The sequence below is a fragment of the Pseudomonas entomophila genome (assembly GCF_013523165.1).
GTDB classification, from domain to species: Bacteria; Pseudomonadota; Gammaproteobacteria; order Pseudomonadales; family Pseudomonadaceae; genus Aquipseudomonas; species Aquipseudomonas entomophila_A.
In genome coordinates this window covers 200905-222809 of record NZ_JAAMQI010000005.1, presented here as the reverse complement: position 1 = coordinate 222809, position 21905 = coordinate 200905, and the positions used below count along the sequence as shown (strand labels likewise).

Here is a 21905-nt window from a genome sequence, read left to right as displayed (position 1 = left end):
ATGCACGGTGAATCTCCGATCAAGCGCCGCGAATCCCGAAAAATCTGGGTAGGCAAGGTGCCCGTGGGCGGCGATGCGCCCATCGCGGTGCAGAGCATGACCAACACCGACACCAACGATGTCGACGCCACCGTCGCGCAGATCACGCGTCTGGTCGATGCCGGCGTCGACATCGTGCGGGTCTCGGTCCCGGACATGGACGCCGCCGAGGCGTTCGGTCGCATCAAGCAGCGGGTCTCGGTGCCCCTGGTCGCCGACATTCATTTCGACTACCGCATCGCCTTGCGCGTGGCCGAGCTGGGCGTCGACTGCCTGCGCATCAACCCCGGCAACATCGGTCGTGAAGACCGTGTTCGCGCGGTGGTCGACGCCGCGCGCGACCGTGGCATCCCGATCCGTATCGGCGTCAACGCCGGGTCCCTGGAAAAAGACCTGCAGAAGAAGTACGGCGAGCCCACGCCCGCTGCGCTGGTCGAGTCGGCCCTGCGTCACGTCGAGCACCTGGACCGGCTGGATTTCCAGGATTTCAAGGTCAGCGTCAAGGCCTCCGACGTGTTCATGGCCGTCGACGCCTACCGTCAGCTGGCCCGCCAGATCGTGCAACCCCTGCACCTGGGCATCACCGAAGCCGGTGGGCTGCGTTCGGGGACGGTGAAATCGGCGGTCGGTCTCGGTATGCTGCTGGCCGAAGGCATCGGCGATACCATCCGGATCTCGCTGGCGGCCGATCCGGTGGAAGAGGTGAAGGTCGGTTACGACATCCTCAAGTCGCTGCGGCTGCGCTCGCGTGGCATCAACTTCATCGCCTGCCCCAGCTGCTCGCGGCAGAACTTCGACGTGGTCAAGACCATGAACGACCTGGAAGGTCGGCTCGAGGACCTGCTGGTGCCGTTGGACGTGGCGGTGATCGGCTGTGTGGTCAACGGCCCGGGCGAGGCGAAGGAGGCCCATGTGGGGCTGACCGGCGGTACGCCGAACCTGATCTACATCGACGGCAAACCGTCGCAGAAACTCACCAATGACAACCTGGTGGACGAGCTGGAAAAGCTCATCCGCCAGAAAGCGGCCGAAAAGGCCGAAGCCGACGCGGCATTGATCGCCCGAGGCTGACCGACAGATGCGTAAGGATCTTCCGTGAGCAAATCGCTGCAAGCCATTCGTGGCATGAACGACATCCTGCCCGAGCAGTCGCCGCTGTGGCGCTATTTCGAAGGCACCGTGGCCGGCCTGCTGGACACCTATGGCTACAGCCAGATCCGCACGCCGATCGTCGAGTTCACCGAGCTGTTCAAGCGCTCGATCGGTGAAGTCACCGACATCGTCGAGAAGGAGATGTACACCTTCGAGGACCGCAACGGCGATTCGCTGACGCTGCGTCCCGAAGGCACGGCGGCCTGCGTGCGCGCCGTGCTCGAGCATGGCATCACTGGCAATGGCCAGGTGCAGAAACTCTGGTACATCGGCCAGATGTTCCGCCACGAGCGCCCGCAGAAAGGCCGCTATCGTCAGTTCCACCAGATCGGTGTCGAGGTGTTCAACCTCGACGGGCCGGACATCGACGCCGAGCTGATCATGCTGACCTGGCGCCTGTGGGGGCTGCTCGGTATCCGTGACGCGGTTACCCTGGAGCTCAACAGCCTGGGCACCAGCGAAGCGCGTGCGCGCTACCGCGACGCGCTGGTCGAGTTCCTGTCCGCACGCCTGGATCAGCTCGACGAAGACAGCCAGCGCCGCCTCAAGAGCAACCCGCTGCGCATTCTCGACAGCAAGGATGCCGGTACCCAGGCCGTGCTGGTCGATGCGCCGAAGCTCGAGGATCATCTCGACGAGGAATCGCGCCTGCATTTCGAGGGCCTGAAGGCACGTCTGGACGCCGCGGGCATTCCGTTCCGTCTCAACACCAAGCTGGTGCGCGGTCTGGATTACTACAGCAAGACGGTGTTCGAGTGGGTGACCGACAAGCTCGGTGCCCAGGGCACGGTCTGTGCCGGTGGCCGCTACGATGGGCTGGTCGAGCAGATGGGCGGCAAGCCGACCACCGGCGTCGGCTTCGCCATGGGCATCGAACGCCTCATCCTGCTGCTCGAGACCCTGGGCCAGGTGCCCGAGTCGATCAGCCGGCAGGTGGACGTCTACCTGTGCGCCTTCGGCGAGCAGGCGGAGCTGGCGGCGCTGCGCTTGAGCGAAGGGCTGCGCGACCTTATGCCGGGGCTGCGCCTGCAGGTCAACGCCGGTGGCGGCAGCTTCAAGAGCCAATTCAAGAAAGCCGACAAGAGCGGCGCGCTGTACGCGCTGATCATGGGCGACGACGAGCTGGCCGCTCGGCAGGTGGGCGTCAAGCCGCTGCGTGGCCAAGGTGAACAACAGAACATTGCCTGGGATGCCCTGGCCGGGTATCTGGATGCCGCTCTCGCCCAGGCGTGAAGCGGTCGAACAGCCGAATTGCTTAGAAGGAGTATTGGGGTGTCGAGTACCGATGATGACGAGATGGCCGTGGCCAAGGACTGGTGGAACCGTAACGGCAAGCCGCTGCTGACCGGCGCGTTGCTGGCCGCCGCCGTGGTGGTGGGCTGGCAGGCCTGGCACAAGTACCAGGCCAACCAGTCCCAGGGCGCGTCGATCCTGTACCAGGCCCTGTTGGAAACGTCGCTGACGCCCAATGGCCAGCCGGACACGACCAAGGTCGCCGAGCTTTCCAGCAAGTTGAAGAGCGAGTATGGCGGTACCGCCTATGCCCAGTACGGCAGCCTGTTCGTGGCCCGCGTGGCGGTCGACGACGGCAAGCTGGACGATGCCGCCGCCGAGCTCAAGGGCGTGATGGACAAGCCGGCCAACGACACGCTGGGCGAGATCTCGCGCCAGCGTCTGGCCCGTGTGCTGGCTGCCCAGGACAAGGCCGAAGAAGGCCTGAAGCTGCTGGACGGCGATGCCGACAAGGCCTTCCTGGCCAGCCGCGAAGAATTGAAGGGCGACCTGCTGGTACAGCTGGGTCGTGCCGACGATGCCCATGGGGCCTACGAAAAAGCCAAGGCTGCGCTGTCGGATGACGCCGCAGTCGGTGGCCTGCAACTGAAGCTGGATGACCTGGCCAAAGGGGACGCCTGACGTGATCGGTTGGAAACAAGCAGCAGTGCTGGCCCTTGCCGTTCTGGCAGCGGGTTGCAGCAGCAACAGCAAGAAGGAACTGCCACCGGCCGAGCTGACCCAGTTCACCGAAGAGGTTCACCTCACCAAGCTGTGGAGCCGTTCCATCGGCGATGGCCAGGGCGACACCTACAACACGCTGGTGCCGGCCGTCGAGAACGACCGCATCTACGCCTCGGACGTCCATGGCGTGGTCATGGCCCTGAACCGCAGCAACGGCGACGTGCTCTGGAAGCAGGACCTGGACCTGCCGGTGTCGGGCGCCGTGGGCGTAGGCTATGGCCTGGTCATGCTCGGCACCCTCAAGGGCGAGGTCATCGCCCTGGATGCCGACACCGGTGAAGAGCGCTGGCGCTCGCGGGTGACCAGCGAAGTGCTGGCGCCACCGGCGAGCAACGGTGACGTGGTGGTGGTGCAGACCCAGGACGACCGTGTGATCGGCCTGGATGCCGCCACCGGCGATCGCCGCTGGATCTACGAAAGCACGCCCGCCGTGCTGACGCTGCGCGGCACCGGTGCGCCGATCGTCACCAACCGCCTGGCGGTGGCTGGCCTGTCGACCGGCAAGGTGATCGCGCTGGACACCCAGAACGGCGTGCCGGTCTGGGAGGCACGGGTCGCCGTGCCCCAAGGGCGTTCGGAGCTGGAGCGCGTGGTCGACATCGACGGCGGGCTGCTGCTGTCCGGTGGCGTGATCTACGTCAGCACCTACCAGGGCCGCGTCGCGGGCCTGGACCTGGAAACCGGCCGCTCTCTGTGGCAGCGCGATGCGTCGAGCTACGTCGGCGTCGCCCAAGGCTTCGGCAACGTCTACGTCAGCCAGGCCTCGGGCACCGTCGAAGGCATCGACGAGCGTTCGGCCAGCGCCCTGTGGAGCAACGAATCGCTGGCGCGTCGCCAGTTGTCGGCACCGGAGGTGTTCTCCAGCTACGTCGCCGTCGGTGACTTCGAAGGCTACCTGCACCTGCTCAGCCAGGTCGACGGTCGCTTCGTCGGCCGCGAGCGCGTCGACCGGGATGGCCTGCGTGCTCGTCCCCTGGTCGTCGGCGACACGCTCTATGTGTTCGGCAACGGTGGCAAGCTCGAAGCGCTGACCGTCCGCTGACGCTATGCTTGAGGCCTTGCCGGCCTCGGGCGGGTACTTCGTGTACCGCATGAACTTCGGCCGCTGCCTTGCAGCGGCCTTTGCATTTTCAAGAATTCACGTATTTGGAGAGCCTCATGGTTCCCGTTATCGCCCTGGTGGGTCGGCCGAACGTCGGCAAATCCACGATGTTCAACCGCCTGACCAAGACCCGCGACGCCATCGTCGGCGACTTGTCGGGCCTGACCCGCGACCGCCAGTACGGCGAGGCGCAGTGGCAAGGCCGCACGTTCATCCTGATCGACACCGGCGGTATCACCGGTGACGAGGTCGGCATGGACGAGAAGATGGCCGAGCAGTCCCTGCTGGCCATCGAAGAAGCCGACTACGTCCTGTTCCTGGTCGACGCCCGTGCCGGCATGACCGCTGGCGACCAGATGATCGCCGAGCACCTGCGCAAGCGGAACAAGCAGGCGGTCCTGGTCGCCAACAAGATCGACAACATCGACCCGGACACGGCCCGTGCCGAGTTCGCGCCGATGGGCATGGGCACCGCCATTCCGGTGGCCGGTTCCCAGGGCCGTGGCATCAATGCCCTGATGGAATCGGTGCTGGGCCACCTGCCGCGTGACAAGGAAGACGACGCGCTCGATCAGGACGTGGCCGAAGGCGAAGAAGCCGTACGCATCCCTGGCCCGAGCGAGAAGGATGGCATCAAGATCGCCATCATCGGCCGCCCCAACGTCGGCAAGTCGACCCTGGTCAACCGCATGCTCGGCGAAGAGCGCGTGGTGGTCTACGACCAGCCTGGCACGACCCGTGACAGCATCTACATCCCGTTCGAACGCGACGAGGAGAAGTACACGCTGATCGACACCGCCGGAGTGCGCAAGCGTGGCAAGATCCACGAGGAAGTCGAGAAGTTCTCGGTGGTCAAGACGCTGCAGGCGATCAAGGACGCCAACGTGGTGATCTTCGTCATGGACGCCCGCGAAGGCGTGGTCGACCATGACCTGAACCTGCTGGGCTTCGCGCTGGAAGCCGGCCGTGCCATCGTCATCGCCCTGAACAAGTGGGACGGCATGGCACCGGGCGAGCGCGACTACGTGAAGACCGAGCTGGAACGCCGGCTGTTCTTCGTCGACTTCGCCGACATCCACTTCATCTCGGCGCTGCACGGCACGGGCGTCGGCCACCTGTACAAGTCGGTCCAGGCCTCGTTCAAGTCGGCGGTGACCCGCTGGCCGACCAGCCGCCTGACCCAGATCCTCGAAGACGCCGTCAGCGAACACCAGCCACCCCTGGTCAACGGTCGCCGCATCAAGCTGCGCTACGCTCACCTGGGTGGTGCCAACCCGCCGATCATCGTGATCCACGGCAACCAGGTCGAGAAGGTGCCACGCTCCTACTCGCGTTACCTGGAAAACACCTATCGCCGCGTCCTGCGCCTGGTCGGCACGCCGATCCGCATCGAGTACAAGGGCGGCGACAACCCCTACGAGGGCAACAAGAACACCCTGACCGATCGCCAGGTCAACAAGAAGCGCCGTTTGATGTCTCACCACAAGAAGGCGGAAAAGAAGCGCAAGGACAAGCGGTAAGCGTAGCGACGAGCTGCACGTGGGCGGTAGGGGCGGTCGGTCAGGTGTCCACAGGACGTCGAGGCGGCACTGGCGCCCTGACGTGCAGCGCTGACCTGCAGCTTGCCGCCCCCCGGACCCCATGGAGCGCCCCATGATCGACAGCAAGCTGCCGGACCTCGGCATGACCATCTTCACCACCATGTCGCAACTGGCGGCCGAGATGGGGGCGTTGAATCTCTCGCAGGGGTTCCCGGATTTCGACGGGCCCCAGGGCTTGCTCGAAGCCGTGGGTCGGCATGTGCTCGCCGGGCACAACCAATACGCACCCATGGCCGGGCTGCCAGCCTTGCGCGAGCAGGTGGCGATCAAGATCGCGTCGTCGTACGGCGCCTGCGTGGACCCCGAGCAGGAAGTGACCATCACGCCCGGGGCAACCGAGGCCATCTTCTGCGCCATCCACGCGGTGGTGCGGCCGGGCGATGAGGTGATCGTCTTCGACCCGTGCTACGACAGCTACGACCCGGCGGTGCGCCTGGCCGGCGGGCGGTGCGTGCACGTGCCGCTGGACGCTGGCGACTTTCGCATCGACTGGCAGCGCCTGAACGATGCCCTGAGCCCACGCACGCGCATGATCGTGATCAACTCGCCGCACAACCCCAGCGGGGCGCTGATCACGTCAGACGACCTCGACCGCTTGGCGGCCCTCGTCGAAGCACGCGACCTTCTGCTGCTCAGCGATGAAGTCTACGAGCACCTGGTCTACGACGGGGTAGGGCATGCCAGCGTCCTGGCACATACGGCCCTGCGGTCGCGTGCCTTCGTGGTCAGTTCGTTCGGCAAGACCTACCACGTGACCGGGTGGAAGACCGGCTATGTGGTGGCACCTGCAACGCTGTCGGCCGAGCTGCGCAAGGTCCACCAGTACGTCAATTTCTGTGGGGTCACCCCGTTGCAGCATGCCTTGGCCGACTTCATGGTCCAGGACCCGGCGCACGTGGCACGTCTGCCCGCGTTCTACCAGGCCAAGCGTGACCTGGTCTGTGGCCTGCTGGCGTCGTCGCGCTTGCGGTTCACCCCGGCCCAGGGCACCTACTTCCAGCTGGTCGACTACAGTGCCATCCGTCCTGACCTCGACGACACCGCCATGGCGGTGTGGCTGACCCGGGAGCACGGTGTGGCGACCATCCCCATCTCGGTGTTCTACCAGCGACCGATCCCCGGGCAGCGCCTGGTGCGATTGTGCTTCGCCAAACGTGAGGAGACGCTGCGCCAGGCAGCGGAACGACTATGCGCGATCTGAATGCATTGCCCGACCTGCACCTGGCCCTGGTCCAGACGCACCTGGCCTGGCACGACCCCCAGGCCAACAAGGCCCATCTCGAGACGTTGCTGGCCCAGGTCGGCACGGTCGACCTGGTCATCCTGCCAGAGATGTTCACCACCGGCTTCACCATGCAGTCCGAGGCCTTGGCCGAACCCGAGCTGGGCCCGACCCATGCCTGGCTCAAGGCGCAGGCGGTGGCCGTGGGCGCGGTGGTCACCGGCAGCGTGATCGTTCGGGCCGAGGACGGCAGCCACCGCAACCGGCTGTTGTGGGCACGCCCGGACGGCGAGGTGTTGCACTACGACAAGCGCCACTTGTTCCGCATGGCGGGCGAGCACGAGCACTACACGCCGGGCGAGCGCCAGGTGCAGTTCGAGCTCAAGGGCTGGCGCATTCGTCCACTGATCTGCTACGACCTGCGCTTTCCCGTGTGGAGCCGTGATGCCCGGGACACCGACCTGTTGCTCTATACCGCCAACTGGCCAGCTGCACGGCGCCAGCACTGGAACCGCCTGCTGCCGGCCCGGGGCATCGAGAACCTCTGCTACGTCGCTGCGGTGAACCGTGTCGGTAGCGACGGCAAGGGGCTGGACTACGCGGGTGACAGCCAGGTGCTGGATTTCCACGGCGACCCCCTGCTCAACGCAGGCGACGCCAATGGCGTGTTCAAGGCCACCTTGAGCGCGGCCGACCTGGCAACCTACCGCACACGGTTCCCGGCCGACCTCGACGCCGACGCCTTCGTGCTGCGCTGACGCTCGGCGCACCTGACTCGGTGCACGGCCGACCCGTCGGGCAAACCAGGGGCCGGTCCTGCGCGGCAGGGGTCAGTAGACGTCGCGTCGGTAACGGCCTTCCTCGATCAGCGCCTGCACCTGGGCTTCGCCCAGCACGTCGTTCAGCACGGCGTCCACGCCCGAGGCCATGCCCCGCTGGCTGCCACACAGGTACAGGTAAGCCCCGTCGGCCACCCAGGCACGCAAGCGCTCGGCGCGCGCGCGCAATGCATCCTGCACGTAGCGCTTCTCGGCCTGGTCACGCGAGAAGGCCAGGTCCAGGTGCGCCAGGTCACCCTGGTCCAGCCACTGCCGAACCTCCTGCGCGCAATGGAAATCACAGGTTCGCTGACGCTCGCCGAACAGCAGCCAGTTGCGCGACTCTCCAGCGACGATGCGTGCCCGGAGCAGGCTGCGCAAGCCGGCCAGGCCCGTACCGTTACCGATCAGGATCATCGGCGCAGGGACCTCGGGCAGATGGAAACCGCTGTTGCGCCGGATTCGCAGCGCCGCGACGCCACCCTCGGCCAGGTGTTCGGTCAGCCACCCCGACCCCAGTCCCAAGACGCCCTGTTCGTCTCGTGTCTGGCGCACGATCAGCTCCAGCAGGCCGTCGCTGGCGATCGAGGCGATGGAGTAGTCGCGCGGCCCGATCGGCGCCAGCGCATCCAGCACGGCCTGGGCCTGCAGGCCGATCAGGTGCTCGCGCCCAGTCGGCAACTGAACACCGGCGAGCGCCACGTCGAAGCGCAGTGAGACACCGTGGCGCTGTACGAGCGCATCGGCCTGCAACCCCAGCGTCGTCACGAAGGCCAGGATGGCGTCGCGGCCATTGCGCGGCATGACCTCCACCAGATCGCCCGCGTCCCAGGTGGTCGGGCTGTCGGCGCTCAGTGCCAGGCGAAACACGGGGGCACCCTGGCTACCGGGGTTGAGCCATTCGCGCTCGCGCAGTCGCCAATGGCCGTACGACGGCGGTTGCCAGGCGCTGATTGTCTGCGTGCCCGTCAGTCGCGCCAGCGCCTGCTGCCAGTGGCCCAGCGCCATGGGGTCGGCGTTGTCCACCTCCACCATGTCGAACGCCTGGTCGGCACCAGTGGTGTCGAGCCAGGCCTGGACCCGCCTGGCGAATCCACAGAACGCAGGGTACTGGCGATCGCCCAGGGCAAGCACGGCATAACTCAGGTGCGTGAGCGTCCAGGGCTGGCCCAGCGTCTTGCGCTCGAAGAGGCGAGCGCTGTCGGGCGGCTCGCCATCACCGAAGGTGCTGAGCACGAATAGCGCCCGACGTGTTTCGCGTAACACGTGCTCATCTACGGCGCGCAACGGACGCACCTGCACCGACAGGCCGGCCGCCTGCAACTGCCCGGCGCTCTGCCAGGCGAGCTGCTCGGCGAAACCGCTCTGGCTGGCATAACCGATCAGCCAACTGTCCTCGTTCGGCGCCACGGGCTGCACGTGTCCACGGACCGCACGTACCTGACGCTGCTTGCGACGGCGGTCGAGGTAGAGCAACCAGCCGGTGACGAAGAACAGGGGCATGGTCAGGCTGGCGAGGGTGACGAGCAGCCGCCCGGGCAGGCCGAAATAGCTGCCGACGTGCAGGGCGTAGACACTGGCCAGCAGCTGCGCCTTGGCGGATTTGTCGTCGAAGCGGTCGTGCTGGCCAATGGCGCCCGTGGCCGGGTCGAGCATGAGGGTGTTGAACGCGCGCTCGTGCGGCGCCTGGTCGAGCAGGTAGAAGACCATCGCCGGCTGACCAGCGGCCGTCGGCAGGCGCAGGTTGTAGGCGGCAAGTCCCGGCCCGGCTGCGTCGCGCAGGGTCTGCCAGAGCGCGTCAGGGTTGGTCGGGGCGCGTGGTGCCTGGACGCTGTCGCCCGATGACGGAGGCTGGCCGCGTGCAACGTGTGTCTTCGGTACGCTGGCCGTGGGCGCATCGGCGAGGAGTCGGTTCAACCCCTGGCGATACCACTCGTACGACCAGAACAGCCCGGTGAGGGCGAACAGCAGGTAGAACAACAGGCACCAGGTACCGGCCACGGCGTGCAAGTCCCACTGGAAGGCACGGCCACGCTTGGCGCCGTCGATCAACAGCCAGGTGCGCCAGTTCAAGGCGTGCCGGGGCCAGCGCAGGTACAGCCCCGATAGACAGAAGAACACCAGCATCAGCGTGCAGGCGCCCGTGATCTGCCGACCGGTTGCGCCCATGGCCAGGAACCGGTGCAGGCGCAGCATCAGGTCGAAGAAGCCCTGGCCGGCCATCTCGCCCTTGAGCGCGCCCGTGTACGGGTCGGCATAGCGCAGCGCGCCGCGCCGTTCACCTGGCGCGGGCGTGAAGAACACGCGTGCCGCTTCTGGCCGGCGCAGGTCGACCCAGAGCATCGACACCGTGTCCTGTTGAGCCGTTTCGACGCGGCGGATCAGCTCGGCAGGCGCCAGCCGTTCGCCAGCCGGGGGCGCTGCGATGCGCATGTCAGGGTTGAACAGGCGCAGCAACTCGTCCTGAAAGGACCAGAGGGCGCCGGTGGTGCCCATCAGTGCCAGCACCAGGCCTGCGGTTATGCCGAACAGCCAGTGCAGCTGGAACATCGTCTTCTTGAACACACCGTTCATCCTGTCTTGCGGCCTTCTTGCGATCGGCGGGCATTATGCGATGAATGCGAACGTTTCGCGCCCCCGAAGCGGCATCCTTTGGCACGCTTTCTTCAGCAGACGCTGCACGGGCGAGCGGCAGCCGACCCTTGGACGGGAAATGGTGTGCTCTGCGTCGAGAGCGGGTGACGTGTGAGTCTCGTCATTCACCTACCTGAGGAGACTGCCATGCATTACATCCAGGAGCGTTCGTTCATCGCCACCGTGACCTGTCAAACACCGGGCTACGAAGGGCTTCTCGATTCGTTCGAGATAACGTCCGATTCCATCTACCAGCGCACGCATCGCTGGTTGAGCATCTGCCCGTTCAGCACCGTGGAGCAACCCCAGCAGTTCTGGTTCGGTTATTACGAGGCGGATCGACCTGGTTACCAGGTGCGCGCGGTGGAGTCCCAGGACGGAGACGCCCATTATCACGCGTGGGAGTTGAGCGATAACTGGGTCGGCTACGACTCGATCAAGCGCCGGCCCGTGCTGTGGCGGCTCTGGGCCCATGGAAACCCGTTCGGCGTGCCCAAATGCGGTGCCCACGATGGCATCACCGTCGCGGCGGTGGGCAGCGTTCCCTTGGGGGTGCGTAACCGCAAGGCCTGGGAGAACCGTTACGTCGAAGCCGGCGCGGCGAACAAGCTGTTCCTGCGCCTGGACATCGGGCATACCGGCGTCCTGGAGTTCGACCGCTTCTCCCGATCCGGTGAGTATCTGCGACGCTGAGCCACAGCGGTGACGACATCGGCGGCAGGTCAGGAACGAACCGTGACCTGCCGCCGATGCATTACAGGTAGAACGCCTTCAGCGGCGGGAAGCCGTTGAATTCCACGGCGCTGTAGCTGGTGGTGTAGGCCCCGGTGGACAGCCAGTACAGGCGATCGCCGATCGCCAGGTTCAGCGGCAAGCCGTACTTGTAGTGCTCGTACATGATGTCGGCGCTGTCGCAGGTCGGGCCGGCGATCACCACTTCTTCCATTTCACCCTTCTTCTCGGTCCAGATCGGGAACTTGATGGACTCGTCCATGGTTTCGATCAGGCCCGAGAACTTGCCCACGTCGGTGTAGACCCAACGCTCGACGGCGGTGCGCGACTTGCGCGCCACCAGCACCACTTCGCTGACCAGGATGCCGGCGTTGGCGATCAGCGAACGGCCCGGCTCGAGGATGATTTCCGGCAGGTCGTCGCCGAAGTCTTCCTTGAGGAAGCGGATGATCTCTTCGGCGTAGGTTTCCAGGCTGTTGGTGCGGGTGATGTAGTTGGCCGGGAAGCCGCCCCCCATGTTGATCAGCTTCAGCTCGATCCCGTCTTCTTCCTTCAGGCGCTCGAAGATGACCTTGACCTTGGCGATGGCCGCATCCCAGACGCTGATGTCGCGCTGCTGGGAGCCGACGTGGAACGAAATGCCGTACGGCACCAGGCCCAGGTCACGGGCGAGGATCAGCAGGTCCATGGCCATGTCGGTCTGGCAGCCGAACTTGCGCGACAGCGGCCAGTCGGCGGTGGTCGACCCTTCGGTCAGGATACGCACGTAGACCTTCGACCCCGGTGCGGCCTTGGCGATGTTGCGCAGGTCGGCTTCGGAGTCGGTCGCGTACAGGCGCACACCCTTCTCGTAGAAGTAGCGGATGTCCTTGGACTTCTTGATGGTGTTGCCGTAGCTGATACGGTCGGCGCTCACGCCCTGGTTCATCACCTTGTCCAGCTCGTAGATCGACGCGATGTCGAAGTTCGAGCCCTTGTCCTTGAGCAGGTCGATGATCTCCACGGCAGGGTTGGCCTTGACCGCATAGTAGACCTTGGCGAATTCGAAACCGGCGCGCAGGTCGTCGTAGGCCTGGCTGATCATCTGGGTGTCGATCAGGACGAACGGGGTTTCCTGCGTGTCGGCGAACGCCTTCATCTTGGTGAACGTGTCACGTGCGAAATAATCTTCGACCTGAATCGACATGCGCGAGTACTCCATGGGCAAACGGAAAAGGTAAGTGGCTGTACGCTGAGCGCCCTCTGTATTCCCACTTTGGTTCGCCTACTTCCCAAGGCATGTCGCCGAAAGCAAAAAGACCGACCGAGCCTCTGCTGAAGGGCAGGGCGGCCTTGCTGTCTCGTCGTCAGTACTTGAGCCGCATGGATCGTTTCCAGCATGGACGCTCGGCGCGCACTCTAGGACGTGAAGCCGGCAAGATCAACTGGCAATCCCGGCGTTTTCGTCGCGGATCGCCCATGAAACAGGGCTGCTGGACCCGTGTCGGGCGGGCAAATGCAACCGAGCCCCGGGTAAGCGTCAACTATTGTGGAAGGGGAGGCGTTTGCAGCTTTTTCGCACAAAAGCGCACACTGCCACGCGTTCGCCGAGTTTCGAGACGAGAGCCCTCCGAAACGCCTTGAGCGTCCGTGCGCGGGGTCTGTTTCCCTGGAATGCTCTGCCTGCCAATTGTTCAAATTTATGGTCAGGCAAGGCACCCTTCGCAGATCCCTCGCAGGGACAAATTTTTTTCGGACGAGCAACATTTTCGGCCAGCGGTCACTTGCGACCCGACAGCCGCTGTCCAGAAGATCCCCCCAGTGAGATGAGGCTTTTGACCGGTCGGCTGCCGATCGGTTGGGTCTGCTCGGGACTTCGGGTACAATCTGCGCCCTTTTTTGATCCTCACGTCAGGCGATTTCTCATGACCAACCAGGCTTCCGAAGTCGCGAAGCGCCGCACTTTCGCCATCATTTCCCACCCCGACGCCGGTAAGACCACCATCACCGAGAAGCTGCTGCTGATGGGCAAGGCCATTGCCGTCGCCGGTACCGTGAAGTCGCGCAAGTCCGACCGCCACGCCACGTCCGACTGGATGGAAATGGAAAAGCAACGGGGCATCTCCATCACCACCTCGGTGATGCAGTTCCCCTACCGTGAGCAGATGATCAACCTGCTCGACACGCCCGGCCACGAAGACTTCTCGGAAGACACCTACCGCACGCTGACCGCGGTCGACTCGGCGTTGATGGTGCTGGACGGGGGCAAGGGGGTCGAGCCGCGGACCATCGCCCTGATGGACGTCTGCCGCCTGCGCGACACGCCGATCGTCAGCTTCATCAACAAGCTCGACCGCGACATCCGCGACCCGATCGAACTGCTCGACGAGATCGAAGCCGTCCTGAAGATCAAGGCCGCGCCGATCACCTGGCCGATCGGCTGCTACCGCGACTTCAAGGGCGTCTACCACCTGACCGGCGACTACATCATCGTCTACACCCCTGGTCACGGCCATGAACGCACCGAAACCAAGATCATCGAGAAGCTCGACTCTGACGAGGCCCGCGCGCACCTGGGCGACCAGTACGACAGCTTCGTCGAGCAGCTGGAGCTGGTGCAGGGTGCCTGCCATGAGTTCAACCAGGACGAGTTCATCAATGGCCAGCTGACGCCGGTGTTCTTCGGCACGGCGCTGGGCAACTTCGGCGTGGATCACGTGCTCGATGCAGTGGTGGACTGGGCACCGCGGCCGCTGGGCCGAGTCGCCAACGAACGAACCGTCGAGCCGACCGAAGAGAAGTTCACCGGCTTCGTGTTCAAGATCCAGGCCAACATGGACCCCAAGCACCGCGACCGCATCGCCTTCATGCGCATCTGCTCGGGCAAGTACGAGAAGGGCATGAAGATGCGTCACGTGCGGCTGAACAAGGACCTGCGCATCGGTGATGCGTTGACGTTCTTCTCGTCCGAACGTGAACAGCTCGAAGAAGCCTACGCCGGCGACATCATCGGCCTGCACAACCACGGCACCATCCAGATCGGCGACACCTTCAGCGAAGGCGAACCGCTGGGCTTCACCGGTATTCCGCACTTCGCGCCCGAGCTGTTCCGCCGGGTACGCCTTAAGGACCCGCTCAAGTCCAAGCAGCTGCGCCAGGGCTTGCAACAGCTGGCCGAGGAGGGCGCGACCCAGGTGTTCTTCCCGGAGCGCAGCAACGACATCATCCTGGGCGCCGTCGGGGTGCTGCAGTTCGATGTGGTCGCCAGCCGCCTGAAGGAAGAGTACAAGGTCGAGTGCGCCTACGAGCCGATCACCGTCTGGTCGGCACGCTGGATCACCTGCAACGACAAGAAGATGCTCGAGGACTTCAAGGTCAAGGCCATGGAGAACCTGGCCATCGACGGGGGCGGGCACCTGACCTATCTGGCCCCGACCCGGGTCAACCTGTCGTTGATGGAAGAGCGCTGGCCGGACGTCAACTTCCGCGCGACGCGCGAGCACCACTGAGTGATCGCCGGCCGTCGTGACGATCGCGGTGGCCGGCCGATCCCTGGTCAGGTCTTGCCTGCCCAGGATTGATGTGTGAGTCCCAGTGGGCCCGAAGGGCCCGCCACGCCAGCCTACCCCAGTGCTTGCAGCCTTTTAGCCCTTCCCGCTATGTATGCCGTCACTTTTTCTCCTTTTCAGGACACCTCCACCTGGGCTGTCTTGCAGAAAACCGTGCCCCTAACAACGCTATCCGGCATTTTGCATGATGCGGTTTCTACCCTCTCTCCATAACGCCTTGAAATTCCTGGATTTAATGTTTTGACACAGTTGGCATGCCCTGTGCAAAGACCCCTTTGCGAACGGATTTGTTGCTCACTAAAAAAGGCGCCACTCACTATGATCACCTCTGCCGATTACCCATCTGCCGTCACCGACGGCAACCGCTCGGGCGTGTCCTGGGCAGCCATCTTCGCTGGTGCAGCCGCTGCGGCCTCGCTGTCGTTGATCCTTGTCATCCTGGGCACGGGCCTTGGCTTCGCCGCCATGTCGCCGTGGGCCAACGAGGGCGCCAGTGCGAAAGCCCTGGGCATCTCCACGATCGTCTGGCTGTTGATCACGCAAATCCTGTCGTCAGGCCTGGGCGGCTACGTCGCCGGTCGCCTGCGCGTGAAGTGGGCCAATCTGCACGGGGACGAAGTGTACTTCCGCGATACCGCACACGGTTTCCTGTCGTGGGCCGTCGCTACGCTGGTCGCTGCCATGCTCATCATCAGCGCCGCTGGTAATGTCATCGGCGCCGGTGCTCAGGCCGGTGCTTCGGTCGTGGGTGGCGTCGCATCGGGTGCCAGCGCTGCTGTAGGCGCTGCTGCCGACAACGATGGCCGCGGCAGCAACCCGATGGGTTACTTCGTCGACAGCCTGTTCCGCAGCGAAGGCCCAAGCGGCGTGAGCGAAGACGCTGCCAATGGCGTCGCCAACCGCATCTTCACCAAGGCTCTGGCCGGTGACGGTACCCTGAACGTCGATGACCGTGCCTACCTGGCCCAGATGGTCGCCCAGCGCACCCGCCTGACCCAGGCCGAAGCCGAAGCCCGTGTCGATCAAGTCTACGCCCAGGCACGCCAAGCGGCCGAAGACGCCAAGCGCACTGCTCAGGAAGCCGCTGACGCTGCTGCCAAGGCCGCCGCCTGGACCGCCTTGTGGACCTTCATCGCCATGCTGTGCGGCGCCTTCTTCGCCAGCATCGCCGCGCTGTTCGGTGGTCGTCAGCGTGACTCGGCTCGCTGGATCGAGACCGATGACCGTCGCACCGTGACCAACGCAACGATCCGCTAACTGACCATTCCGTTCATTGAACAAGGAGAAACGATTATGCGCTCACTTCTGTTGTGGTTCCTGGGCATCCCAATTCCGATCATCATCCTGATCGCGATCTTCGTACACTGATCTGACTCAGGGGCTTTAACGAAAACGCCGTCATCTTGGATGACGGCGTTTTCGTTTGCAGGCGTCGTGCAGCCGCTACAGGAACTGCTCGGCATAGTGACAGGCCACTTGCCGCTGATCGACCGTCCGCAATGTCGGCACCTCGGTCACACAGCGTTGCGTGGCATAAGGGCAGCGCTTGTGGAACGCACAGCCAGACGGGGGGTTCAGCGGGTTGGGCAGCTCGCCAGCGATGCGGATCTTCGGTTTGCTCGGGTCCGGGTGGATCGAGGGCGTGGCCGACAGCAGCGCCTGGGTGTAGGGGTGCAGGGGCTTGTCGTAGATCCGTTGCTTCTCGCCCATCTCGACCGGCGCTCCCAGGTACATCACCAGCACGTCATCGGCCACGTGGCGGACCACCGCCAGGTTGTGCGAAATGAACACGTACGCCGTGTGGTACTGGCGCTGCAGGTCCATGAACAGGTTGAGCACCTGCGCCTGGATCGACACGTCCAGCGCCGAGGTCGGCTCGTCGGCCACCAGGACCTTGGGCTGCAGCATCATTGCCCGGGCCAGGGCGATGCGCTGGCGCTGGCCGCCGGAGAACATGTGCGGGTAGCGCTGGTAATGCTCGGGGCGCAGGCCGACCTGCTCCATCATCCGTTGCACGCGTTCACGGCGCTCGGCCTTGCTCAAGGACGTGTTGATCAACAGCGGTTCGGCCAGCTGGTCGCCGATCTTCTGCCGCGGGTTGAGCGAGGCGTACGGGCTCTGGAACACCATCTGCACGTCGCGGCGCAGCTGCTTGCGCTCGGCCTTGTCGGCGCCCTTGACCTCCAGGCCATCGATACGCAGCGAGCCGGACGTCGGCTCCTCGATCAGCGTCAGGGCGCGGGCCAGGGTCGACTTGCCGCAGCCGGACTCACCGACCACGGCCAGGGTCTTGCCGGCCTCCAGCTCGAACGACACCCCGTTGAGGGCGCGCACGTGCGCCGCGCCCTTGAACAGGCCGCGGGACACTTCGTAATGGCGCGTCAGGTCACGCGCGGTCAGGACCACGGTCATCACGCCACCTCCTGGTTGAGTGGGTAGAAGCAGCGCGCCAGGCTCTGCGCCTTGGGGTCGAGCGCCGGTCGCTGCTGGCGGCAGTTGTCGCGTACGTAAGGGCAGCGCGGCGACAGCAGGCAGCCGCTGGGCCGGTCGTAGCGTCCGGGCACGATGCCGGGCAGGGTGGCCAGGCGCTCGGCACCGAGGCTGTGCTCGGGGATCGCCGCCAGCAGCGCCTCGGTGTAGGGGTGGGCCGGGATGTCGAACAGTTCGGGCACCTGGCCGACCTCGACCGCTTGACCGGCGTACATCACGCACACCCGCTTCGCCGTCTCGGCGACCACGGCCAGGTCATGGGTGATGAGGATCAGCGCCATGTCCTGGGCCTTCTGCAGGTTCACCAGCAGCTCCATGATCTGCGCCTGGATGGTCACGTCGAGCGCCGTGGTCGGTTCGTCGGCGATCAGCAGGCGCGGCTCGCCGGCGATGGCCATGGCGATCGCCACACGCTGGCTCATGCCGCCGGACAGTTGATGAGGGTAGGCATCGAGGCGGCTTTCGGCTGCAGGGATCTCCACCTTCTGCAGCAGCTCCAGCGCCCGTTGACGAGCGGCCCGGCCCTTGAGGCCCAGGTGCTGGCGCAGCACTTCCTCGATCTGGAAGCCCACGGTGTAGCTGGGGTTGAGCGCGGTCATCGGGTCCTGGAAGATCATGGCGATGTCCTTGCCGATGACCTTGCGCCGCTGCCGGGCGCTCAGGCCGAGCATGTCGAGGCCGTCGAAGCGCAGGGTGTCGGCGGTGATGCGCCCGGGCGCATCGATCAGCCCCATCAGGGCCATCATGGTCACCGACTTGCCCGAACCGGACTCGCCGACGATGGCCAGGATCTCGCCGGCCGAGACGCTCAGGTCGAGGCCATCGACCACGGGGGTGGCGTTGGCGTCGCCGAATCGCACCGCCAGGTTGTTGATCTGTAGAAGTGACATGGCGTGGTCCTCAGGCGGCGTTCTTGAGTTTGGGGTCGAGCGCGTCACGCAGCCCATCGCCCATCAGGTTGATCGCCAGCACGCTGAGCAGGATGGTCAGGCCCGGCAGGCTCACCACCCACCAGGCCCGCTCGATGTAGTCGCGGGCCGACGCGAGCATGGTGCCCCACTCCGGGGTCGGCGGTTGCACGCCGAGCCCGAGAAAGCCCAGGGCCGCCGCGTCGAGGATCGCCGAGGAAAAGCTCAGCGTGGCCTGGACGATCAGCGGCGCCATGCAGTTCGGCAGCACGGTCACGAACATCAGGCGGGGCAGGCTGGCACCGGCCAGGCGTGCGGCGGTGACGTAGTCGCGGTTGAGTTCGCCCATCACCGCCGCACGGGTCAGCCGCACATAGGACGGCAGCGACACGATGGCGATGGCGATCACCGTGTTGATCAGGCCCGGGCCGAGAATGGCGACCACGGCGACCGCCAGCAGCAGCGATGGCAGCGCCAGCATCACGTCCATCATGCGCATGATCGACGGGCCGAGCAGGCGCGGGAAGAAGCCGGCCAGCAAGCCCATGAAGATGCCAGGGATCAGCGACAGCACCACCGAGGACAGGCCGATCAGCAGCGACAGCCGTGCGCCATGGATCAAGCGCGAGAGCAGGTCGCGGCCCAGCTCGTCGGTGCCCAGCAGGTACTGCAGGCTGCCGCCCTCGAGCCACGCCGGCGGTGTGAGCAGCGCGTCGCGGTACTGCTCGCTCGGGTCATGGGGCGCGACCCAGGGCGCGAACAGCGCGCAGAAGACGATCAGGCAGAGGAACGCCAGGCCCATCACCGCGCCCTTGTTGCGCGAGAAGGCGTGCCAGAATTCCTTGAGGGGTGAGGGGTAGAGCAGGCTCTGGTCGAGGCTGCCGTTCGGGGCGGTCGATGTTGCGTCGTTCACGACAGGATTCACCATGATCGGGCCTCAGCGCTGATGACGGATGCGGGGGTTGACCAACCCGTAGAGGATGTCCACCACGAAGTTGACCAGGATCACCAGGCAGGCGATGAGCAGAATGCCGTTCTGGACCACGGGATAGTCGCGTGCGCCGATGGCTTCGATCAGCCACTTGCCGATCCCCGGCCAGGAGAAGATCGTCTCGGTCAGCACGGCGCCGGCGAGCAGGGCGCCGACCTGCAGGCCGAGCACCGTGAGCACCGGAATCAGCGCGTTGCGCAGGCCGTGGATGAACACCACCCGTGCCGGCGACAGGCCCTTGGCGCGGGCGGTACGGATGTAGTCCTCGCGCAGCACTTCGAGCATGGACGAACGGGTCATGCGGGCGATGACCGCCAGCGGAATGGTGCCGAGCACGATGGCCGGCAGGATCAGGTGCATCAGCGCGTCCTTGAACGCGCCTTCCTCGTCGCTGAGCAAGGTGTCGATCAGCATCAGCCCGGTCCTGGGCTCGATGTCGTAGAGCAGGTCGATGCGCCCGGACACCGGGGTCCAGCCCAGGCTGACCGAGAAGAACATGATCAGGATCAGGCCCCACCAGAAGATCGGCATGGAGTACCCGGCCAGCGAGATGCCCATCACCCCATGGTCGAGCAACGAGCCACGCTTGAGGGCGGCGATCACCCCGGCCAGGATGCCGACCACCGCGGCGAACAGCAGGGCCGCCAGGGCCAGCTCCAGGGTGGCCGGGAACAACGTCGTGAACTCGCTCCAGACGCTCTCGCGGGTGCGCAGCGATTCACCCAGGTCGCCATGGGCCAGCTTGCCGATGTAGTCCAGGTACTGGACGGGCAGGGGCTTGTCCAGGCCCAGGCGCTGCATGGCCTCGGCATGCATCTGGGGGTCGACCCGGCGCTCGCCCATCATCACCTCCACCGGGTCACCGGGGATCAGGCGAATGAGGGCGAAGGTCAGCAGGGTGATGCCGAAGAACGTCGGGATCAGCAGCCCGATGCGTCGGGCAATAAAACTCAACATGGTCGCACGTCACCTCATCAGCGGTCAGGCGGTGCCGTCGGCTTCGTGAGCCGACGGTCGTGATTGTTCTACTCCACCAGGGTAGTGGCGAAGTTGTTGCTGGTCAGCGGGTTGACCTGATAGCCCTGCACGTTGGCGCGCATGGCGACGAATACCCGGGGGTGCGCCACCGCGAGCCACGGCTGATGCTCATCGTACACCGCCAGGGCCTGGCTATAGAGTGTCGCCCGCTCCTGTTCGTTGCTTACCTGACGCGCGCGGCTGATCAGCGCCTGGAATCGGCTGTCGCACCAGCGTGCATAGTTCTCCCCGGACGCGGCCGCGTCGCAGCTGAGCAGCGGGCTGAGGAAGTTGTCCGGGTCCCCGTTGTCGCTGGCCCAGCCCGTGGCCACCAGATCGGCCTCGCCGCGCTTGGCGCGACGCAGCATCTCGGCCCACTCCATCACCCGGATGTCGAGCTTCAACCCGACCTTGGCCAGATCGGCCTGGAGCATTTCGGCGGACAACCGGGGGTTGGGGTTGGTCGGGCCACCGCCGTTGCGGGTGAACAGCGTGAAGGTCGTACCCTCCGGCACCCCAGCCTGCGCGAGCAGGGCCCGGGCGGCGGCCGGATCGTAGGCCGGGCTGCGGTTGTCGGTGTTGTAGCCCAGCATGCTGGCGGGGTAGGGATTGATCGCCACCTGGGCGTTGCCCTGGCCGAACAGTTGCGCGACGTGGCGTTGGCGGTCGAAGGCCAGGTTCAACGCACGGCGTACGCGCACGTCGTTCAGGTAGCGATGCTGGGTGTTGAGCGCGATGTAGCCGGTGACCAGCGCGTCGTTCTCGGCGACCTTGAGCACAGGGTCGGCCTTGATCGCCGGGACGTCGTCCGGCTTGGGGTGCAGCGCGATCTGGCATTCGTTGGCACGCAGCTTTTGCAGGCGCACGTTGTTGTCCGGGGTGATGGCGAAGATCAGTGCGTCGGCCGGTGGCTTGCCCCGGAAGTACGCGGGGTTTGGCTTGTAGCGGACCTGGGCGTCCTTGCTGTAGCGCTGGAAGATGAACGGCCCGGTACCGATCGGCTTGCTGTTGAGCGCCTGGGTCTGCCCGGTGGCCAGCAGCTGGTCGGCGTATTCGGCTGAGTAGATCGAGGCGAAGGCCATGGCCAGGTTGCGCAGGAAGGGAGCATCGGGCCGGTTCAGGGTGAACACCACCGTATGGGCATCGGTCTTGTCCACCGAACGGATCAGGTCACGCAGCGCCATGCTTTCGAAATAGGGATAGCCGACGCTGGTCTTGTCATGCCAGGGGTGAGCGGGGTCGAGCTGGCGCCTGAAACTCCACAGCACATCGTCGGCCTCGAGTTCGCGGGTCGGGCTGAAGTAGTCGGTCCGGTGGAAGGCCACGCCACGGCGCAGATGGAACGTATAGGTGAGCCCATCGGGGCTGATATCCCAGCGCTCGGCGAGTGCGGGCTCGATCTCGGTGGTGCCGGGCGCGAACCTGACCAGACGATCGAAGAGCGTTTCCGCCACGGCATCGGCGGTGACTGCCGTCGTGTACTGGACCATGTCGAACCCCTCCGGGCTGGCCTCGGTGCAGACCACCAGGGGCTTGGCGGCCAGGCTGCCGGCCATCCCTAAGGCTACGGTCGCCAGAGCGATCCGGCGCATGCATGCATTCATGAAACCTCCTGATGGCGAAGGGCAGGGCCGT

17 protein-coding genes are annotated in these 21905 nt (G+C 65.3%); 10 read left to right on the top strand and 7 right to left on the bottom strand.

Annotation, left to right across the window (positions count from 1 at the left end; all coding sequences use genetic code 11):
* The 7 genes from ispG (at position 1) to G7Z99_RS06020 (ending at position 7890) form a co-directional block, all read left to right on the top strand.
* Positions 1–1110 (top strand): flavodoxin-dependent (E)-4-hydroxy-3-methylbut-2-enyl-diphosphate synthase, encoded by a 1110-nt coding sequence (gene ispG, locus G7Z99_RS06050; RefSeq protein WP_060394890.1) that lies wholly within the window; start codon positions 1–3, stop codon positions 1108–1110.
* A 24-nt stretch (positions 1111–1134) separates the two neighbouring features.
* Positions 1135–2424 (top strand): histidine--tRNA ligase, encoded by a 1290-nt coding sequence (gene hisS, locus G7Z99_RS06045; RefSeq protein ID WP_181092669.1) that lies wholly within the window; start codon positions 1135–1137, stop codon positions 2422–2424.
* Positions 2425–2463: 39 nt separating this feature from the next.
* On the top strand, positions 2464–3105 hold the full coding sequence (locus G7Z99_RS06040) for a tetratricopeptide repeat protein (protein WP_181092668.1): 642 nt from the start codon (positions 2464–2466) through the stop codon (positions 3103–3105).
* Between the two features lies 1 nt (position 3106).
* On the top strand, positions 3107–4249 hold the full coding sequence (gene bamB / locus G7Z99_RS06035; protein WP_308812281.1) for an outer membrane protein assembly factor BamB: 1143 nt from the start codon (positions 3107–3109) through the stop codon (positions 4247–4249).
* A gap of 116 nt (positions 4250–4365) precedes the next feature.
* Positions 4366–5829, top strand: a complete 1464-nt coding sequence (gene der, locus G7Z99_RS06030; RefSeq protein WP_181092666.1) for a ribosome biogenesis GTPase Der — start codon at positions 4366–4368, stop codon at positions 5827–5829.
* A 133-nt stretch (positions 5830–5962) separates the two neighbouring features.
* Positions 5963–7111 (top strand): pyridoxal phosphate-dependent aminotransferase, encoded by a 1149-nt coding sequence (locus tag G7Z99_RS06025; RefSeq protein ID WP_181092665.1) that lies wholly within the window; start codon positions 5963–5965, stop codon positions 7109–7111.
* The gene (locus G7Z99_RS06020) at positions 7099–7890 is read left to right on the top strand and encodes an amidohydrolase (RefSeq protein WP_181092664.1); all 792 of its coding nucleotides are present in this window, start codon (positions 7099–7101) and stop codon (positions 7888–7890) included. The genes G7Z99_RS06025 and G7Z99_RS06020 overlap by 13 nt, the downstream gene beginning before the upstream one ends.
* A 72-nt stretch (positions 7891–7962) precedes the next feature.
* Here the strand turns inward: G7Z99_RS06020 and G7Z99_RS06015 are convergent, their stop codons facing one another.
* On the bottom strand, positions 7963–10515 hold the full coding sequence (locus G7Z99_RS06015; protein ID WP_181092663.1) for a PepSY domain-containing protein: 2553 nt from the start codon (positions 10513–10515) through the stop codon (positions 7963–7965).
* 216 nt (positions 10516–10731) lie between these two features.
* Between G7Z99_RS06015 and G7Z99_RS06010 the strand changes: the two genes are divergently transcribed.
* Positions 10732–11277, top strand: coding sequence for a hypothetical protein (locus tag G7Z99_RS06010; RefSeq protein ID WP_181092662.1), 546 nt, complete (start codon positions 10732–10734; stop codon positions 11275–11277).
* Between the two features lie 61 nt (positions 11278–11338).
* On the opposite strand, the gene G7Z99_RS06005 is transcribed toward G7Z99_RS06010, so the two are convergent.
* A complete protein-coding gene (locus tag G7Z99_RS06005; RefSeq protein WP_181092661.1) occupies positions 11339–12502 on the bottom strand; it encodes a type III PLP-dependent enzyme in 1164 nt (387 codons plus the stop codon).
* Between the two features lie 718 nt (positions 12503–13220).
* On the opposite strand from G7Z99_RS06005, the gene G7Z99_RS06000 reads away from it, so the two are divergent.
* Complete coding sequence (locus G7Z99_RS06000) at positions 13221–14804, top strand: peptide chain release factor 3 (RefSeq protein WP_181092660.1); 1584 nt, start codon at positions 13221–13223, stop codon at positions 14802–14804.
* 378 nt (positions 14805–15182) lie between these two features.
* A complete protein-coding gene (locus G7Z99_RS05995) occupies positions 15183–16121 on the top strand; it encodes a hypothetical protein (RefSeq protein ID WP_181092659.1) in 939 nt (312 codons plus the stop codon).
* 186 nt (positions 16122–16307) lie between these two features.
* Here the strand turns inward: G7Z99_RS05995 and G7Z99_RS05990 are convergent, their stop codons facing one another.
* The 5 genes from G7Z99_RS05990 to G7Z99_RS05970 form a co-directional block, all read right to left on the bottom strand.
* Complete coding sequence (locus tag G7Z99_RS05990; protein WP_181092658.1) at positions 16308–17276, bottom strand: peptide ABC transporter ATP-binding protein; 969 nt, start codon at positions 17274–17276, stop codon at positions 16308–16310.
* A complete protein-coding gene (locus G7Z99_RS05985; RefSeq protein ID WP_181092657.1) occupies positions 17276–18244 on the bottom strand; it encodes an ABC transporter ATP-binding protein in 969 nt (322 codons plus the stop codon). The genes G7Z99_RS05990 and G7Z99_RS05985 overlap by 1 nt, the downstream gene beginning before the upstream one ends.
* 10 nt (positions 18245–18254) lie before the next feature.
* Positions 18255–19175: an ABC transporter permease subunit gene (locus G7Z99_RS05980; RefSeq protein ID WP_375139136.1), complete on the bottom strand. Its 921-nt coding sequence runs from the start codon at positions 19173–19175 to the stop codon at positions 18255–18257.
* A 24-nt stretch (positions 19176–19199) separates the two neighbouring features.
* Positions 19200–20210, bottom strand: coding sequence for an ABC transporter permease subunit (locus tag G7Z99_RS05975; protein WP_181092655.1), 1011 nt, complete (start codon positions 20208–20210; stop codon positions 19200–19202).
* A 68-nt stretch (positions 20211–20278) separates the two neighbouring features.
* A complete protein-coding gene (locus tag G7Z99_RS05970) occupies positions 20279–21862 on the bottom strand; it encodes an ABC transporter substrate-binding protein (protein WP_181092695.1) in 1584 nt (527 codons plus the stop codon).
* Positions 21863–21905: the final 43 nt, after the last annotated feature.

Coding starts and splice junctions, on each gene's coding strand:
- ispG (WP_060394890.1), top strand. CDS start 1: ATGCACGGTGAATCTCCGATCAAGCGCCGCGAATCCCGAAAAATCTGG.
- der (WP_181092666.1), top strand. CDS start 4,366: ATGGTTCCCGTTATCGCCCTGGTGGGTCGGCCGAACGTCGGCAAATCC.
- G7Z99_RS06025 (WP_181092665.1), top strand. CDS start 5,963: ATGATCGACAGCAAGCTGCCGGACCTCGGCATGACCATCTTCACCACC.
- G7Z99_RS06020 (WP_181092664.1), top strand. CDS start 7,099: ATGCGCGATCTGAATGCATTGCCCGACCTGCACCTGGCCCTGGTCCAG.
- G7Z99_RS06010 (WP_181092662.1), top strand. CDS start 10,732: ATGCATTACATCCAGGAGCGTTCGTTCATCGCCACCGTGACCTGTCAA.
- G7Z99_RS06005 (WP_181092661.1), bottom strand. CDS start 12,502: ATGTCGATTCAGGTCGAAGATTATTTCGCACGTGACACGTTCACCAAG.
- G7Z99_RS06000 (WP_181092660.1), top strand. CDS start 13,221: ATGACCAACCAGGCTTCCGAAGTCGCGAAGCGCCGCACTTTCGCCATC.
- G7Z99_RS05995 (WP_181092659.1), top strand. CDS start 15,183: ATGATCACCTCTGCCGATTACCCATCTGCCGTCACCGACGGCAACCGC.
- G7Z99_RS05990 (WP_181092658.1), bottom strand. CDS start 17,276: ATGACCGTGGTCCTGACCGCGCGTGACCTGACGCGCCATTACGAAGTG.
- G7Z99_RS05985 (WP_181092657.1), bottom strand. CDS start 18,244: ATGTCACTTCTACAGATCAACAACCTGGCGGTGCGATTCGGCGACGCC.
- G7Z99_RS05975 (WP_181092655.1), bottom strand. CDS start 20,210: ATGTTGAGTTTTATTGCCCGACGCATCGGGCTGCTGATCCCGACGTTC.
- G7Z99_RS05970 (WP_181092695.1), bottom strand. CDS start 21,862: ATGCGCCGGATCGCTCTGGCGACCGTAGCCTTAGGGATGGCCGGCAGC.